Source organism: Phycicoccus ginsengisoli (genome assembly GCF_054779295.1).
The window spans coordinates 122,378-135,896 of the sequence record NZ_BAAGYN010000002.1 but is presented as its reverse complement, the minus strand read 5'-3'; the positions used below and the strand labels follow the sequence as shown (position 1 = coordinate 135,896).

Sequence of the window (13,519 nt, the reverse complement as noted above, 5' to 3'; positions counted from 1 at the left end):
CTGCCACCGGCCGGGCACCCCGGCAAAGCCCCTGACCGGGGTGCGAGTCCGGGTGCGGCTCCGGCTCCGGGTCGGGTCCACTTCTCCAAGGACTGTGCGTTGCCCCGGTATCCGGGGCAACGCACAGTCCGCGCGACGCGCGTCCTCCTGCCCGCGGCGGCACCCTCAGGCGGCCGGTGCTCCCTGCTCGAGCAGCGGCGCGAGGGCGTCGACGGCCAGCGCGGTCCCCGCGTCGTCGACGTCGAGGTGCCACACCAGGCGCACGGCCGTCGGGCTCACCGGGTAGAGGCGTACGCCGAGGGCCGCTGCCGCCTCGACGAAGGCGGCCGCCGTCCACCCGGCGCTCGCGACGTCGAGCACGACGATGTTGGTCTGCACGCGGGCGGGGTCCACCGATCCCGGACGTGCCTGCGCCGCCGCCTCGGCGAAGCGCCGGGCCCGGCGATGGTCGTCGGCCAGGCGCTCCACGTGGTGGTCGAGCGCGTGCAGGCCGGCGGCCGCGAGGATACCGACCTGCCGCATGCCGCCGCCGAACCGCTTGCGCCAGATCCTGGCCTCCTGCATGTGCGCCGCCGACCCGACGAGCACCGACCCGACCGGCGCGCCGAGCCCCTTGGACAGGCACACGCTCACCGTGTCGAACAGCCCACCCCAGGTGTCGAGCGGGGTCCCCGTGGCGACGTGGGCGTTCCAGAGCCGGGCCCCGTCGAGGTGCATCGCGACCCCACGCTGCTGCGTGCCCTCGCGCAGGGCCTGGACCTGGTCCAGCGGCTGCACCGTGCCGCCGCCGAAGTTGTGCGTGTTCTCCACGACGACCAGCCGCGTGTTGACCTGGTACGCCCCGCCGTCGGGGATCATCAGCGCCAGCGGCTGGGACGCGTCGAGCTCCCCGTGCTGCGCCACCCACGACCGCGACGAGATGCCGGAGAGCACTGCGGCAGCCCCCATCTCGGCGCGCAGCACGTGGGCGAGCGAGTCGGCGACGAGCTCCTGCCCGGGCCCGACGTGCAGCCGGATGCCGAGCTGGTTGGCCATCGAGCCCGACGGGGTGAACAGGCCGTCCTCGTGGCCCAGCATCCCCGCGACCCGCTGCTCGAGCTCGCGGACTGTCGGGTCCTCACCGAAGACGTCGTCGCCGACGGCGGCGGAGGCCATCGCCGCGCGCATGGCGTCGGTGGGCCTGGTGAGGGTGTCGGAGAGCAGGTCGACCTGGGGCGCAGCGGGCATGCCCGCAGCCTAGGAGGTGTCGGCCGTGCCCCGGTGACCGGTCACACCGCGCGCTCGGGCGCCGACGACCGGTCACGCCCGCACGAGGGACGACACGGCATACGCCGTCTCAGCTCTTGGAGAGCATCTCCGCGACGAGGAACGCCAGCTCGAGGCTCTGCTGGTGGTTCAGCCGGGGGTCGCAGACCGTCTCGTAGCGCTGGGACAGGTCGGCGTCGAGGATCTTCTCGGCGCCGCCGATGCACTCGGTGACGTCGTTGCCGGTGAGCTCGACGTGGATGCCGCCGGGCACCGTGCCCAGTCCCTGGTGCACCTCGAAGAAGCCGCGCACCTCCTCGACGACGTCCTCGAAGTCGCGCGTCTTGTAGCCGCTGGAGGACTCGAAGGTGTTGCCGTGCATGGGGTCGCAGATCCAGGTGACCTGGGCGCCGCTCGCGGTGATCTTCTCGACCAGCGTCGGCAGCGCCTCGCGGACGGTGCGCGCCCCCATCCGCGTGATGAAGGTCAGCCGGCCGGGCTCGCGGTCGGGGTCGACCTTGTCGATGAGCCGCAGCACCTCGTCGACCTCGGCCTTGGCCGACAGCTTCACCCCGATGGGGTTGAGCACCTTGGAGACGAAGTCCACGTGGGCGCCGTCGAGGTCGCGGGTCCGCTCGCCCACCCAGATGAAGTGGCCGCTGGTGTCGTAGAGCTCGCCGGTGCGGCTGTCGACGCGGGTCAGCGGGCGCTCGTAGTCGAGCAGGAGCGCCTCGTGGGCGGAGAAGAACTCGGTCGTGCGCATCGCGTCGAAGTCCGCGCCACAGGCCGACATGAACTTCATCGCCTTGTCGATGTCCTTGGCCAGGCGCTCGTAGCGGCTGTTGGCCGAGTTGGAGACGAAGCCCTTGTTCCAGTCGTGCACGTGCCGCAGGTCGGCGAAGCCGCCCTGGGTGAAGGCGCGGACGAGGTTCAGCGTGGCCGAGCTCGCGTGGTAGGCGCGGACGAGCCGCTGCGGGTCCGGCACGCGGGAGGTCTCGGTGAACTCGAAGTCGTTGACCATGTCTCCGCGGTAGGCCGGGAGGGTGACGCCGTCGCGCGTCTCGCTGCCGCTGCTGCGGGGCTTGGCGTACTGGCCGGCCATCCGGCCGATCTTGACGACCGGGACGCTCGCGCCGTAGGTGAGGACGGCCGCCATCTGCAGGATCGTCTTGACCCGGTCACGGATGTTGTCTGCGGTCGCGGCCGCGAACGTCTCGGCGCAGTCCCCACCCTGGAGGACGAACGCCTCGCCGCGCGCTGCCGCCGCCATCCGGTTCTTGAGCACGTCGCACTCCCCCGCGAAGACCAGGGGCGGGTACGACGCCAGGGTCGCGACCGCGTCGGCGAGGGCCAGCGGGTCGGGCCACTCGGGCTGCTGCGCCGCCTGGAGGGCGGTGCCGGCCGCGAGGCTGGCGAGGGCGTCGTGCTGGGCAGTGCTCACGCGACAAGGATAGGTGCGCCCGGGAACGGCTCGTCCCGCAGCCCGCATCGCGGTCACCCAGGGCCGCGCGCTCAGGCCTCGGGGGTGTCCAGGCCCTTGGCGATCGCGAACCGCGCCAGCTCGATCCGGTTGTGCAGCTGCAGCTTGCCGAGGGTGTTCTGCACGTGGTTCTGCACCGTGCGGTGGCTGATGAACAGCTCGGCCGCGATCTCCTTGGACGACATGCCGGTCGCGACGAGGCGCAGCACCTCCGTCTCGCGCTCGGTGAGCTCCGGGATCGGCCGGGAGGGGTCGACCGCCGGCTGCGTCGACATCTTGCGGAACTCCCCCAGCACCAGGCCGGCGAGGCCGGGGGTGAAGACCGCCTCCCCGCGCGCCGTCGCACCGACGGCGGCGACGATCTCCTCCCGGGTGGCCGACTTCACGAGGTAGCCGGTCGCCCCCGCCTTGACGGCCTCGAGCACGTCCTGCTGCTCGCCGCTCGCGGACAGCACCAGCACCCGGGTCTCGAGCGCGCCGAGCGCCGCACAGACCTCGTGCCCCCGCAGCCCCGGGAGGTTGAGGTCCAGGACGAGCACCCGCGGTCGCGTGGCCTTCGTGCGGTTGACCGCCGACGGCCCGTCGTCCGCGGTGGCCACGACCGCGAAGCCCGCGTCGGCGAGGTCGGCCGCCACGGCGTCGCGCCACAAGGGGTGGTCGTCCGCGACGACCACCGTCACCGGTGCCGCCGCGGTGTCCTGCTCGCTCATCGATCTCCCTCCGGCGCGCCGCTCTTGGGCGCGCGCATCTCGACCGTCACCCCGGACCCCTCACGGCCGGTGTACCTCGCTTCTCCCCCGAGGTCGCTCAACCGGCCCCGGATGCTCGACGACGCCCCCAGGCGCCCCGCCGCCGCGGCCTGCGCGAGCCGGCCCTGCGGCATACCGACGCCGTTGTCCCGCACGGTGATGACCACGTCCTCGCCGGCGTCCTCGAGCAGCACCCAGGCCTGGGCGTCCTCGCCGGCGTGCCGGCGCACGTTGTCGAGGGCGGCGCCCACGGCGGCGGCGAGCTCGCCCGCGACGCGCGGCGGCACGAGGACGGGGTCGGCGGGGGCGACGAGCTGCACCCGGCCACCGGCGTACCTCGCGAGCGACTGGCGCAGGTCGGTGTCGCCGCTGACCGCTGCCTCGGCGTCCTCGGGGCTGGTGCCGCTGACGAGGGCCCGCAAGATCCGCTCCTGCTCGGCGGCCATCGCGCCCAGTACGGCGGACTGCTCGCCGAGCTCGCCGCCGCGCCGGTTGATGAAGGCCAGGGTCTGCAGCACGCCGTCGTGGACGGTTCGGGCCAGCCGCTCGCGCTCGCGGACCCGTGCCTCGAGGACGAGCGCCTCGCGCAGCTTGGCGTGGCCCTCGCGGGCCAGGTCGCAGGCGTACCCGATGAGGGCCCCGATGAGCAGGAGCAGGACGATGTTGTTGATCGTGTTGGGCGTCGCCTGCCGCACCTCGACGAGGTCGACGACCCCGATGAACACGGCCGCGGGGATGCCGCCGCGGCGCCCGAGCAGGACGGCGGCCGACACGACCCCCGCCGCCGGCCAGAACGTCGGCAGGGTGCGAGCCCCGGCGGCGATGGCGGCGTCGGTGTCGACGAGGCGGGTGGCCAGGATCGCGCCAGCCCCGAGCGCGAGCTCGACGAGCACCAGCCACAGCCGGCGCCGCCGGTAGAACACGAGGAACAGCGTCCACGCGCCGAGCACCGCGAGGACCGACCAGGCGAGGGCGGGGCGGGTCAGGTCGGTGGGCCGGTCCCACAGCGAGTACGCCGCGTAGAGCAGCGCGATCGGCCGGAAGACGTCGATGCCCTTCCAGAACGCCGACACCACCTCAGGCTGGGAGGACGGGTCCAGGACGGACCGGCGCGGCACCGGCACGGGAACGAACCGGTCAGGAGGCGGCGCGGTCGACGGAACCGCCGTCGGCCTCGCCACCGGGGCGGTCGTCGCCCGCCTCGGGGCCGTCCTGGCCGTCGCGGCCGGTGCGCTCGTCGATGTCCGCGGCCGCGTCGTCCACGGCGCGCGAGCCCGAGCGCTGCGCGGGCTCCTCGCCCGCGGCGAGCGCCTCCTCGAGCTCTTTCGCGGCAGCTCCGGGCAGGGCCGCCTCCTGGATCTCGCGGGCCTTGGTCCTCGCGGCCGCGAGGATCCGGTCCTTCATCGAGGTGGCGTACATGTCGACGTACTCCTGCCCCGACAGCAGCATGAGCTCGTACATGATCTCGTCGGTGATCGAGCGCAGGACGAACCGGTCGTCCTCCATGCCCTCGTAGCGCGAGAAGTCGAGCGGCTTGCCGATCTTGATGCCGATCCGCATCAGCTTGGGCACCTTCTTGCCCGTCGGCTGGGCCTTGTCGGTCCCGATCATGGCGACCGGCAGGACCGGGACGCCGGCCTCGAGCGCCATGCGCGCCACCCCGGTGCGGCCCCGGTAGAGCCGTCCGTCGGGGCTGCGGGTGCCCTCGGGGTAGATGCCGAGCAGCTCTCCACGGCGCAGCACCTTCAGGCCCTGGCGCAGCGCAGCCTCACCGGCACGCCCGCCGGAGCGGTCGATCGGCAGCTGGCCGACGCCCTTGAAGAACGCGGCGGTGAGCCGTCCCTTGATGCCGCGCCCGGTGAAGTAGTCCGACTTGGCGAGGAACGTCATCCTCCGGGGGACCATCAGCGGCAGGAAGATCGAGTCCGAGAAGGACAGGTGGTTGCTCGCGAAGATGGCGGCGCCGTCGTCGGGGATGTTCTCCTCGCCCTCGACCCACGGCCGGAACAGCAGCTTGAGCAGCGGCCCAAGCACGACCGTCTTGAGAACCCAGTAGAACACCCCGCACCTCCTGTGACGCGAGGAACTCTACGACACGGCGGGTGCACACCGCTGCCCGTCGGGATTCGCGGGACGGACCTCGCCTCCCGGTCCGGCGCCACGTATCGTGGAGCCGTCGGTGGGAGTCGTCGCACGGCAGACGGTCCCTGGTCGGAAGCAGAGGGGCCCATGGGCGACAAGGACGTGGACGCGCAGTTCGCGGACATCATCGCGCACTGGGACGACATCGCCGTGGTGCCCGAGCGCCCGGCACCGGACCGCCCCGTGGCCGGGCCCGCGACCGACGCACCCGCGACGGACCGCTCCACCGACGACCGGTCCGGGACCGAGCGTCCGTCCGCAGACCGGCCGGGGGTCAACCCGCCCCTGCACCCCGAGGGCAACCCGACCAACCCGCCTCCGATCCGGCCCTTCGTGGTCTGGCGCGGCGTCGAGCCCTCCGAGGCCGACGACCCCGCTCCCGACCCCGACGAGCTGAGCGCCCTCGACGAGGACGAGCACTTCGAGCCCGGCCCGGTGGCGCCCCTGCCCCCGCAGGAGGACCTGCAGTTCTGGGGCATCATCGTCGGCCTGGTCGCCGGGCCGCTGCTGCTGCTGTGGCTCGTGCTCTTCCGTCCCGACGTCAGTGGCTGGTGGACCCTGGGGGCACTGGGGCTGACCGTCGGCGGCTTCGTCCTGCTCGTGCTCCGGCAGCCCCACTCGCGGGACGAGGACGACCCCGACAACGGCGCCCGCGTCTGACCCGGCGTCGCCGCGCCGCGGTGGCCTCACCCGTCCGTACCGACCTGCCCCGTTCGTCCCCCGGGGGGCCGGCCCGGTCGCTAGGTTGCCGCCGACCGACGACACCTGGGCAGGGAGGAGGTATGCCGCGGATCCGCGTGGGCAGGGACCGGACCGGGGTGGGCGCGACGCCCGAGGAGGCCGTCGCCGGGGATCCCTCGGCCTTCGTCCTCCCCATGCCGCGGGTGACCGTCGTCGTGCCCGCCGTCATGGCGGCGCTGATGCTCGCCTTCTCCGCGTACGGGGCGGTGCTCGCACTGCGCGCCGCGTCCCTGTTCGGCCTCGCCATCATCGTCGTGCTCGGCGCCGGCGCGCTCCTCGCCCTGCGCCAGGTCCTGCGCGCGTCGCGAGTGCCGCAGCTGGCCGTGGGGCCGAAGGGCGTCTACTTCAGCGGCCTGGGCATTGACGCCGAGCGCCGGGCGTGCGTCGTCCCCTGGCAGCGCGTGGCACGCCTCGTCGCCTGCCAGGTGATCGAGCGCGACTCGACTCGAACGGCGGGCCGGGCGCGGCGCGAGGCGCTCGCGCTGGTCGTGCAGGGCACGGGGCCGGACGCCGACCCGCTCGTGGCACCACCCCTGTCCCACGGACCCGGGCTCCAGCTCCTCATGCCGGGGTCGGTCGACCTGTCCGCGCTCGACCCCGGCGCCCCGGCCGAGCTGCGTCGCACCCGCCCCGACGTCCTGGCGATGCTGGAGGCCGCCGGTGCGGGTGGGGCGGGGGCCACGGGGAACGGCCCGCGCCTGCCGTACCAGCGGCTCGCCCGCCAGCTCCGAACAGAGGAGCGAGCCGCCCTGACGGCGGCCGTGCGGCGCTACGCCCCCCGCGTCGAGGTGGTGGACGGCCCGGACATCGACACGAGGGGTCCCAGCGTCTGGGTCGGACCCCCCACCGGCTGACGGGCGCCGTGTCAGGTGCGCGCGGCGGCCACAGGGTCGAGGTCGAGGTCGACCCAGACCGGGCGGTGGTCGCTCGCGGCCAGCAGGTCCGGCTCGGGCAACGGCACGTCACGGTGGGGCAGCACCGTCAGCTCCGGTGAGGCGAACACGACGTCGAGCAGCCGCCGGGGAGCGGTCGCCGGGAAGGTCGGCGTCGTCGGTGACACCAGCCGCAGCCCCGAGGCGAAGGACTGCCAGGCCCGGCCGGACTCACCCTCGTTGAGGTCGCCCGCGAGCAGCACCGGACCGCCGCCCGCCACCGTCTGCAGGATCTGCCCCGCGTGCCGCTCGCGCTCGGCGGCGTCGAGCGACAGGTGCACCGAGGCCACCACGAGCGGCTCGGACCCCGCCGGCCCGACCCGGGCCACGGCATACCCGCGGGTGCGCTGGAGCGCCGCCACACGCAACCGGTGGTGCCGCGTCTCGGCCACCTGCACGCGCAGGGAGGTCAGGATCGTCGTGCCCCCGCTGCCCCGGTGCCGGCCGGACCAGTACAGCCCGCACTCGGCCGCGAACGCCGACACCCGCCAGGACCCGAACAGGCGACGAGGCACCTCCTGCAGGCAGAGCACGTCCGGGTCGAGCGCCCGCACGACCCGGGCCGCCGCGTGCCGGTCGAGCGTGAAGTCCTTGAGGTTGTACGACGCCACCCGCACGGTGCTCACGTGGCGGCGCCCGCGCCGTCCCTCGCCAGGTCGGCCGCGCCGATGAGGCCGGCCTCGTTGCCGAGCTCGGCCAGCACGATCGTCGCCAGCGGGCGGTAGCCGCGACCGGTGAGGCTGCGCCGGAACATCGTGGTCGCCGGCTCGAGCAGCAGGTCGCCCGCCGCGCTGACACCGCCACCGATGACGAACAGGCCCGGGTCGAAGGCGGCCGCCAGGTTGGCGATGCCGACGCCGAGCCAGTGGCCGATCTCGGTCAGGAGCTCGGTCGCCGTCGGGTCGCCCTCGCGAGCGGCCTCGGTGATCATCGGGCCGGTCAGCGCCATGGGGTCACCGCCCGCCCGGGCCAGCAGGTCGCTGGCCAGGGGGCTGTTGGCGGTCACCAACGAGCGGGCCTCCCGGACGAGGGCGTTGCCCGAGGCGTACTGCTCCCAGCAGCCCTTGTTGCCGCACTCGCACCGCTGGCCGCCGGGGACCACCTGCATGTGGCCGAACTCCCCGGCGATCCCGAACCTGCCCCGCAGCACGTGCCCGTCGAGCAGCAGCGCGCCGCCGATGCCCGTGCCGAGGTTGACCATGACCACGTGCGTCTCGCCGCGGGCGGCACCGAACCGCCACTCGGCCCAGACGGCCGCGTTGGCGTCGTTGTCGACGCTGATCGGCACCGGCACGCGGCGCTGGAGGTTGGCGCGCAGCGGCTCGTCGCGCCAGGACAGGTGGGGCGCGAAGACGACGGTCGCCCGGTCCGCGGCGACGAACCCGGCCGCCCCGATGCCGACGCCCACGACCTCCTCGGTGGCCGTGCCGAGCAGCTCGTCGACGACCTCGACGATGGTGTCCTCGACGACACCCGGGCTCTTCGAGCGGTGCGGGGTGTCGCGCCGCGCGCGCCCGACCACGGCCCCCTCCGGGGTGACGAGGCCGCCGGCGACCTTGGTGCCGCCGATGTCGATGCCGATCGCGAGGCTCACGAGGTCGCCGTCGTCTCGTCGTCGACGACGATGTCCTGCACCCGCGAGCCGGTGTGCCGGGTGCCCGCCTCGGGGCCGCCGGGGTGCGCGCCGGCGCTGGGCGGCTCGGTCGTCCCGGCCGCCGCCCGTCGGTGGTCGGCGAGGTCGCGCAGGGTCCCCGCGATCGCGCCCGCGAGGTCTGCCAGCCGGTCGACCGTCTCGGGGCGCACGGACCGGAGCAGGTTGATGCCCTGGCACACCGGGCACAGCCCGCAGACGACCGCCCGTCCCGCCCCCGTCTGGGCGCCGCAGTGCTGGCAGTGGTCCCCCGAGGGTGCTGCGCCGCCTGCGTCCGCCCCGTCCTCCGGGTCCGCCGCACCGGCTCGGCGCGCCGCGCCCGCTGGGTCCGCCGCGTCTCCTGGGTCCGCCGCGCCGGCTGGGTACGCCGCGTCTTCCGGGTCCGCCGCACCGGCCGCACCTGCCGGGTGCGCCCGGTCGGCATACCCGTTGCTCGCGGCCCAGCCACCCAGCGCGTCGAGCAGGCGCGCGGCCTCCTGCGCCACCGAGCCCACCGGGGCTCGTTCCTGGTCAACCACGGGGCCACACCTCCTCGTCGGGGACGAACCGCACCGCCAGCCTGCCGTCGCGGACCGCGGCGCGCTCGACCAGGCATCGTTGCAGAGCCGACGGCAGGGTGAGCACGCGGCGGTGCTCCCCCAGCGTCACGAGGAGCTCGTCGTGGCGGCGCTGGAGCACCAGATCGGCTGGCTGGGCACCCGGCAGGGGCAGGGTCAGGACGAACCCGTCGCCGTCCCGGTCGACGGTCATCCCCCGGTGCGCCACCGGGGCGAGCAGGTCCGCGACGGCGTCGGCGTGGTCGGGTGCTCCGTCCTCGCCCACGACGACGCCCTGGGCCAGCGCGAGCGACGCCAGGGGGTCGGGCCCGATGGGCTCGGCCGACAGGTACGGCGTGAGGTGCAGCGGCAGACCGGCGAAGGACTCCCGAACCTCCGCCAGGCCCTGCTGCTGAGCGGTGTTCCACGCCGAGCGCCACGGATCGGGCGTGCGCCGCCCGGCGTCGGAGGCCGCATCGGGGAAGACCCGGTTGACGACGACCGCGTCGACGACGAACCCGTAGAGCGACAGCGACGTCCAGGTCCGCCGGGACTCGGCGATGACCACCCGCTCCGGCGTCAGCACGAGCCGGACGGAGGTCTGGTCACCGGTGAGCAGCCGCTGCACCTGCCGCATCTGCCGGTGCCACCCCGACACGGCGTCGACGACGGCGGGGTCGGGCAGGGGCATGCCGGCGGCAGCCGCGGCTGCCGGGCGCAGCGAGCGGATCAGGCCTCGCTGGGCCGGTAGCAGCCGTTCGAGGTGCCAGGCCAGTGCCTCGGGCAGCGCGAGCAGCCGCAGGGTCTCCGCGGTCGGGGCGCAGTCCACGACGACGAGGTCCCACGGCCCCGACTCGACCTGCGTGCGCAGCTCGAGCAGGGCCGCCACCTCCTCGGCCCCGGGCAGCCGGGTGAGCTCCTCGGCGACGACGGGGTCGACACCCACGGTCCGCAGCACGCTGAGCAGGTAGTCCTGGACGACGCGCCACGACTCGCCCAGCAGGTGCGGCGGGCTGACCTGCAGGCCCCAGAGCCCGGGCTCGACCTCGACGGGGGTGCCGGCGGGCCGCCCCGGGCGAGCCCCCAGGTCGACCGCGAGCGCGTCCCCCAGCGAGTGCGCCGCGTCGGTGGACATGACCAGCGTCTTGACGCCCGAGCGGGCGGCGCGGACGGCGGTGGCAGCGGCGGTCGTGGTCTTGCCGACACCACCCTTGCCGGTGAAGAGGATGACCCGCATCGTCTGGGGAACCGTGGGGGACCGGTCGCGACCGGCCTCAGCCCTCGACGCGCTTCTTGAGCTCCTTGAGCGCGGTGTCGATGATGACCTTCTCCGCCTTGCGCTTGAGCATGCCGAGCATGGGGATCTTGACGTCGACGGCGAGGCGGTAGGTGACGGTCGTGCCGTCCGAGCCCCTGGCCGCCAGGGTGTACGAGCCGTTCATGGCCTTGAGGACGGACGCCTCGACCAGGCCCCAGGACACGACGCCCGTGCCGTTCTTCTTCACGTCCCACTCGTAGTCCAGGACGTAGGTGTCCTTGATGGCGCCGGCGTCGAGGGTGAACCGGACCTGGTCGGCCCAGCCGTCCCCCTCCTCCGTCAGGACCTGCACCTTCTTGACCTCGGTGGCCCACTGCGGGTAGCTCTCGAAGTCCGCGATGACGTCGAGGACCTCGCCGGGCTTGGCGGCGATGTCGATGCTGGACTCCGTGCGGTCGGCCATGCGCCGAAGGCTACAGCCAGTTGCCCTCCAGCGAGTCCTTGAGCCGGTGCACCGCCCGCTTCCACCGGCGGGTGTGCCGGGTGGCCACGTCGCGCGGCGCGCGGGGTCCGCGAGTGCCCCTCAGGTAGTGGTGCACGACCACGCCGTCCCACCACGGCTCGAGCCACACCTCCATCTCCCCGACGACCTGGCCCGTGACGGTCCAGCGGATCCCCTTGGCGCCGCGGTCGCGCTGCACCGTGCGCACCAGGTGCGGCCAGACCCGGTCGCACCAGGCGTCGTCCGCGAGCCACCCGCGCACCGCCTCCGGGCCGGCCCGGACGTACGTGTCGTCGACGACGTCGACGCGGCGCTCACGCATGCGACCAGTGTTCCGCACGTCACTCCGGTGGTCGGGACGCACCTCCCCGCTGACCGCTACCCGTGGGTAGTCTGAGCCGCACGAGCCACGTGCCGCGCCGTCACCACCCGGGTGCCGGGCCGGCACCGGGCCAGCCGTCGAAGGAGACTCCGTGCAGGAACACGTCGCACCCCCGCTCGTCCCGCCGACGACCGAGGGCAGCCTGGCCGACCTCCCGGCGCGGAACGCCGCGACCAACCCCACGTCCGTCGCCTTCGTGCGCAAGGAGGGCGCCCGCTGGGTCGACGTGACGGCACAGGAGTTCAACGAGGACGTCCGCGCCATGGCGAAGGGACTGGTCGCGTCGGGGATCCGTCCCGGCGACCGCGTCGCCATCATGAGCAAGACGCGGTACGAGTGGACCCTCACCGACTTCGCCATCTGGACCGCCGGGGCGGTCACGGTGCCGATCTACGAGACCTCCTCCGCCGAGCAGGTCGCCTGGATCCTGTCCGACTCGGGCGCGCGGGCGATCGTGCTCGAGACGCCGGCCCACGAGGCCGCCCTCGCCGAGGTCCGCGACCAGCTCGGCGGCGTGGAACACGTGTGGCAGCTCGACGCCGGGGCCATCGACGACCTCAAGGCCGCGGGCGCGTCCGTGAGCGACGACGACCTGGCCGCTGCCACCGCGGGCATCGACCGCAGCAGCACCGCGACGATCATCTACACCTCCGGGACGACCGGCCGCCCCAAGGGCGTCCAGCTGACCCACGACAACTTCCTGGCGCTGGCCGACAACGCCATCACCAAGCTCAAGGCGGTCGTGCAGGCCGACGGCGCCTCCACCCTCCTCTTCCTGCCGCTGGCCCACGTGTTCGCCCGCTTCATCCAGGTCCTGTGCGTCGCCGGCGAGGCGAAGATGGGCCACAGCGCGGACATCAAGAACCTGCTCGACGACTTCGCCGCGTTCAAGCCGACGTTCATCCTCTCCGTGCCGCGCGTCTTCGAGAAGATCTACAACTCGGCCGAGGCCAAGGCGACCTCCGAGGGCAAGGGCAAGATCTTCGGCACCGCCGCCGACACCGCGATCGCGTGGTCCACCGCCCAGGACGCCGGCGGCGCCGGACTCGGGCTGCGCGTGCGCCACGCCCTGTTCGACCGGCTCGTCTACGCCAAGCTGCGCGCGGCCATGGGCGGCGAGGTCATGTATGCCGTGTCCGGCGGCGCGCCGCTCGGCACCCGGCTCGGGCACTTCTTCCGCGGCATCGGCGTCACCGTGCTCGAGGGCTACGGCCTCACCGAGACGACCGCGCCGGCCACCGTGAACGTCCCGGACCGGGTCAAGATCGGCACCGTCGGCGCGCCGCTGCCGGGCGTCGGCATCCGGATCGCCGACGACGGCGAGATCCTCATCCGGGGCAACAACGTCTTCGCCGGCTACCACAACAACGACGACGCGACCTCGGACGCCGTGCGCGACGGCTGGTTCCACACCGGTGACATCGGCGAGCTCGACGAGGACGGGTACCTCAAGATCACGGGCCGCAAGAAGGAGCTGCTGGTCACCGCCGGCGGCAAGAACGTCGCGCCCGCCGCCCTGGAGGACCGCCTGCGCGCCCACCCGCTGGTCTCGCAGTGCATCGTCGTCGGCGACCAGAAGCCGTTCATCGCCGCCCTCATCACCCTGGACGAGGAGATGTACCCGAGCTGGGCGAAGAACAACGGTATCGACGACGTCCCGTTCGAGCAGGCCGGCACCAACGAGGTCGTCCTCGCCGAGCTGCAGAAGGCCGTCGACGACGCCAACAGGTCGGTGTCCAAGGCCGAGTCGATCCGCAAGTTCGCGGTCCTCGAGGGCGACTTCACCGAGGAGAACGGCTACCTCACCCCGAGCCTGAAGCTCAAGCGCAACATCGTGATGCGCGACTTCCAGGACCGGGTCGAGGAGCTGTACGCAGGGGCCCCGAAGCGGTGACCGGCTG

The 13,519-nt window shown here is 73.6% G+C and carries 14 protein-coding genes; 3 read left to right on the top strand and 11 right to left on the bottom strand.

Features of this window, described 5'->3' with window-relative positions; all coding sequences use genetic code 11:
• Positions 1-165: 165 nt before the first annotated feature.
• The 5 genes from ACYVDO_RS03270 to ACYVDO_RS03250 all read right to left on the bottom strand — a co-directional run bounded on the left by ACYVDO_RS03270 (position 166) and on the right by ACYVDO_RS03250 (position 5,535).
• A complete protein-coding gene (locus ACYVDO_RS03270; RefSeq protein WP_460932797.1) occupies positions 166-1,227 on the bottom strand; it encodes a threonine aldolase family protein in 1,062 nt (353 codons plus the stop codon).
• A gap of 109 nt (positions 1,228-1,336) precedes the next feature.
• Positions 1,337-2,686: a class II 3-deoxy-7-phosphoheptulonate synthase gene (locus ACYVDO_RS03265; protein ID WP_460932796.1), complete on the bottom strand. Its 1,350-nt coding sequence runs from the start codon at positions 2,684-2,686 to the stop codon at positions 1,337-1,339.
• A 71-nt stretch (positions 2,687-2,757) separates the two neighbouring features.
• Entirely contained in the window at positions 2,758-3,435 is a 678-nt protein-coding gene (locus ACYVDO_RS03260; RefSeq protein ID WP_460932795.1) for a response regulator, read from the bottom strand.
• The gene (gene macS / locus ACYVDO_RS03255) at positions 3,432-4,547 is read right to left on the bottom strand and encodes a MacS family sensor histidine kinase (protein WP_460932794.1); all 1,116 of its coding nucleotides are present in this window, start codon (positions 4,545-4,547) and stop codon (positions 3,432-3,434) included. The genes ACYVDO_RS03260 and macS overlap by 4 nt, the downstream gene beginning before the upstream one ends.
• 64 nt (positions 4,548-4,611) lie before the next feature.
• Positions 4,612-5,535, bottom strand: a complete 924-nt coding sequence (locus ACYVDO_RS03250; protein ID WP_460932793.1) for a lysophospholipid acyltransferase family protein — start codon at positions 5,533-5,535, stop codon at positions 4,612-4,614.
• 168 nt (positions 5,536-5,703) lie between these two features.
• Between ACYVDO_RS03250 and ACYVDO_RS03245 the strand changes: the two genes are divergently transcribed.
• Both ACYVDO_RS03245 and ACYVDO_RS03240 read left to right on the top strand, forming a co-directional pair.
• Complete coding sequence (locus tag ACYVDO_RS03245) at positions 5,704-6,276, top strand: hypothetical protein (protein WP_460932792.1); 573 nt, start codon at positions 5,704-5,706, stop codon at positions 6,274-6,276.
• A 122-nt stretch (positions 6,277-6,398) separates the two neighbouring features.
• Positions 6,399-7,211 (top strand): hypothetical protein, encoded by an 813-nt coding sequence (locus ACYVDO_RS03240; RefSeq protein ID WP_460932791.1) that lies wholly within the window; start codon positions 6,399-6,401, stop codon positions 7,209-7,211.
• Positions 7,212-7,222: 11 nt separating this feature from the next.
• On the opposite strand, the gene ACYVDO_RS03235 is transcribed toward ACYVDO_RS03240, so the two are convergent.
• From ACYVDO_RS03235 to ACYVDO_RS03210, 6 genes are read right to left on the bottom strand one after another with little or no spacing between them, the layout of a single operon-like run.
• Positions 7,223-7,915 (bottom strand): endonuclease/exonuclease/phosphatase family protein, encoded by a 693-nt coding sequence (locus ACYVDO_RS03235; protein WP_460932790.1) that lies wholly within the window; start codon positions 7,913-7,915, stop codon positions 7,223-7,225.
• A complete protein-coding gene (locus ACYVDO_RS03230; RefSeq protein ID WP_460932789.1) occupies positions 7,912-8,883 on the bottom strand; it encodes an ROK family glucokinase in 972 nt (323 codons plus the stop codon). The genes ACYVDO_RS03235 and ACYVDO_RS03230 overlap by 4 nt, the downstream gene beginning before the upstream one ends.
• Entirely contained in the window at positions 8,880-9,458 is a 579-nt protein-coding gene (locus ACYVDO_RS03225; protein ID WP_460932788.1) for a hypothetical protein, read from the bottom strand. The genes ACYVDO_RS03230 and ACYVDO_RS03225 overlap by 4 nt, the downstream gene beginning before the upstream one ends.
• Complete coding sequence (locus ACYVDO_RS03220) at positions 9,451-10,713, bottom strand: ArsA family ATPase (protein ID WP_460932787.1); 1,263 nt, start codon at positions 10,711-10,713, stop codon at positions 9,451-9,453. Before ACYVDO_RS03220 ends, ACYVDO_RS03225 begins: the two co-directional genes overlap by 8 nt.
• Positions 10,714-10,750: 37 nt before the next feature.
• Positions 10,751-11,197 carry an SRPBCC family protein gene (locus tag ACYVDO_RS03215; RefSeq protein ID WP_460932786.1) on the bottom strand — a complete coding sequence of 149 codons (447 nt, stop codon included), beginning with the start codon at positions 11,195-11,197 and terminating at the stop codon, positions 10,751-10,753.
• 10 nt (positions 11,198-11,207) lie between these two features.
• A complete protein-coding gene (locus ACYVDO_RS03210; protein ID WP_460932785.1) occupies positions 11,208-11,558 on the bottom strand; it encodes a hypothetical protein in 351 nt (116 codons plus the stop codon).
• Positions 11,559-11,709: 151 nt separating this feature from the next.
• On the opposite strand from ACYVDO_RS03210, the gene ACYVDO_RS03205 reads away from it, so the two are divergent.
• Positions 11,710-13,512 carry an AMP-dependent synthetase/ligase gene (locus ACYVDO_RS03205; protein WP_460932784.1) on the top strand — a complete coding sequence of 601 codons (1,803 nt, stop codon included), beginning with the start codon at positions 11,710-11,712 and terminating at the stop codon, positions 13,510-13,512.
• Positions 13,513-13,519: the final 7 nt, after the last annotated feature.

Bases quoted from the DNA above. Each gene is read 5' to 3' on its own strand.
- ACYVDO_RS03270 (WP_460932797.1), bottom strand. From the start codon at position 1,227: ATGCCCGCTGCGCCCCAGGTCGACCTGCTCTCCGACACCCTCACCAGG.
- ACYVDO_RS03260 (WP_460932795.1), bottom strand. From the start codon at position 3,435: ATGAGCGAGCAGGACACCGCGGCGGCACCGGTGACGGTGGTCGTCGCG.
- ACYVDO_RS03245 (WP_460932792.1), top strand. From the start codon at position 5,704: ATGGGCGACAAGGACGTGGACGCGCAGTTCGCGGACATCATCGCGCAC.
- ACYVDO_RS03240 (WP_460932791.1), top strand. From the start codon at position 6,399: ATGCCGCGGATCCGCGTGGGCAGGGACCGGACCGGGGTGGGCGCGACG.
- ACYVDO_RS03220 (WP_460932787.1), bottom strand. From the start codon at position 10,713: ATGCGGGTCATCCTCTTCACCGGCAAGGGTGGTGTCGGCAAGACCACG.
- ACYVDO_RS03215 (WP_460932786.1), bottom strand. From the start codon at position 11,197: ATGGCCGACCGCACGGAGTCCAGCATCGACATCGCCGCCAAGCCCGGC.
- ACYVDO_RS03210 (WP_460932785.1), bottom strand. From the start codon at position 11,558: ATGCGTGAGCGCCGCGTCGACGTCGTCGACGACACGTACGTCCGGGCC.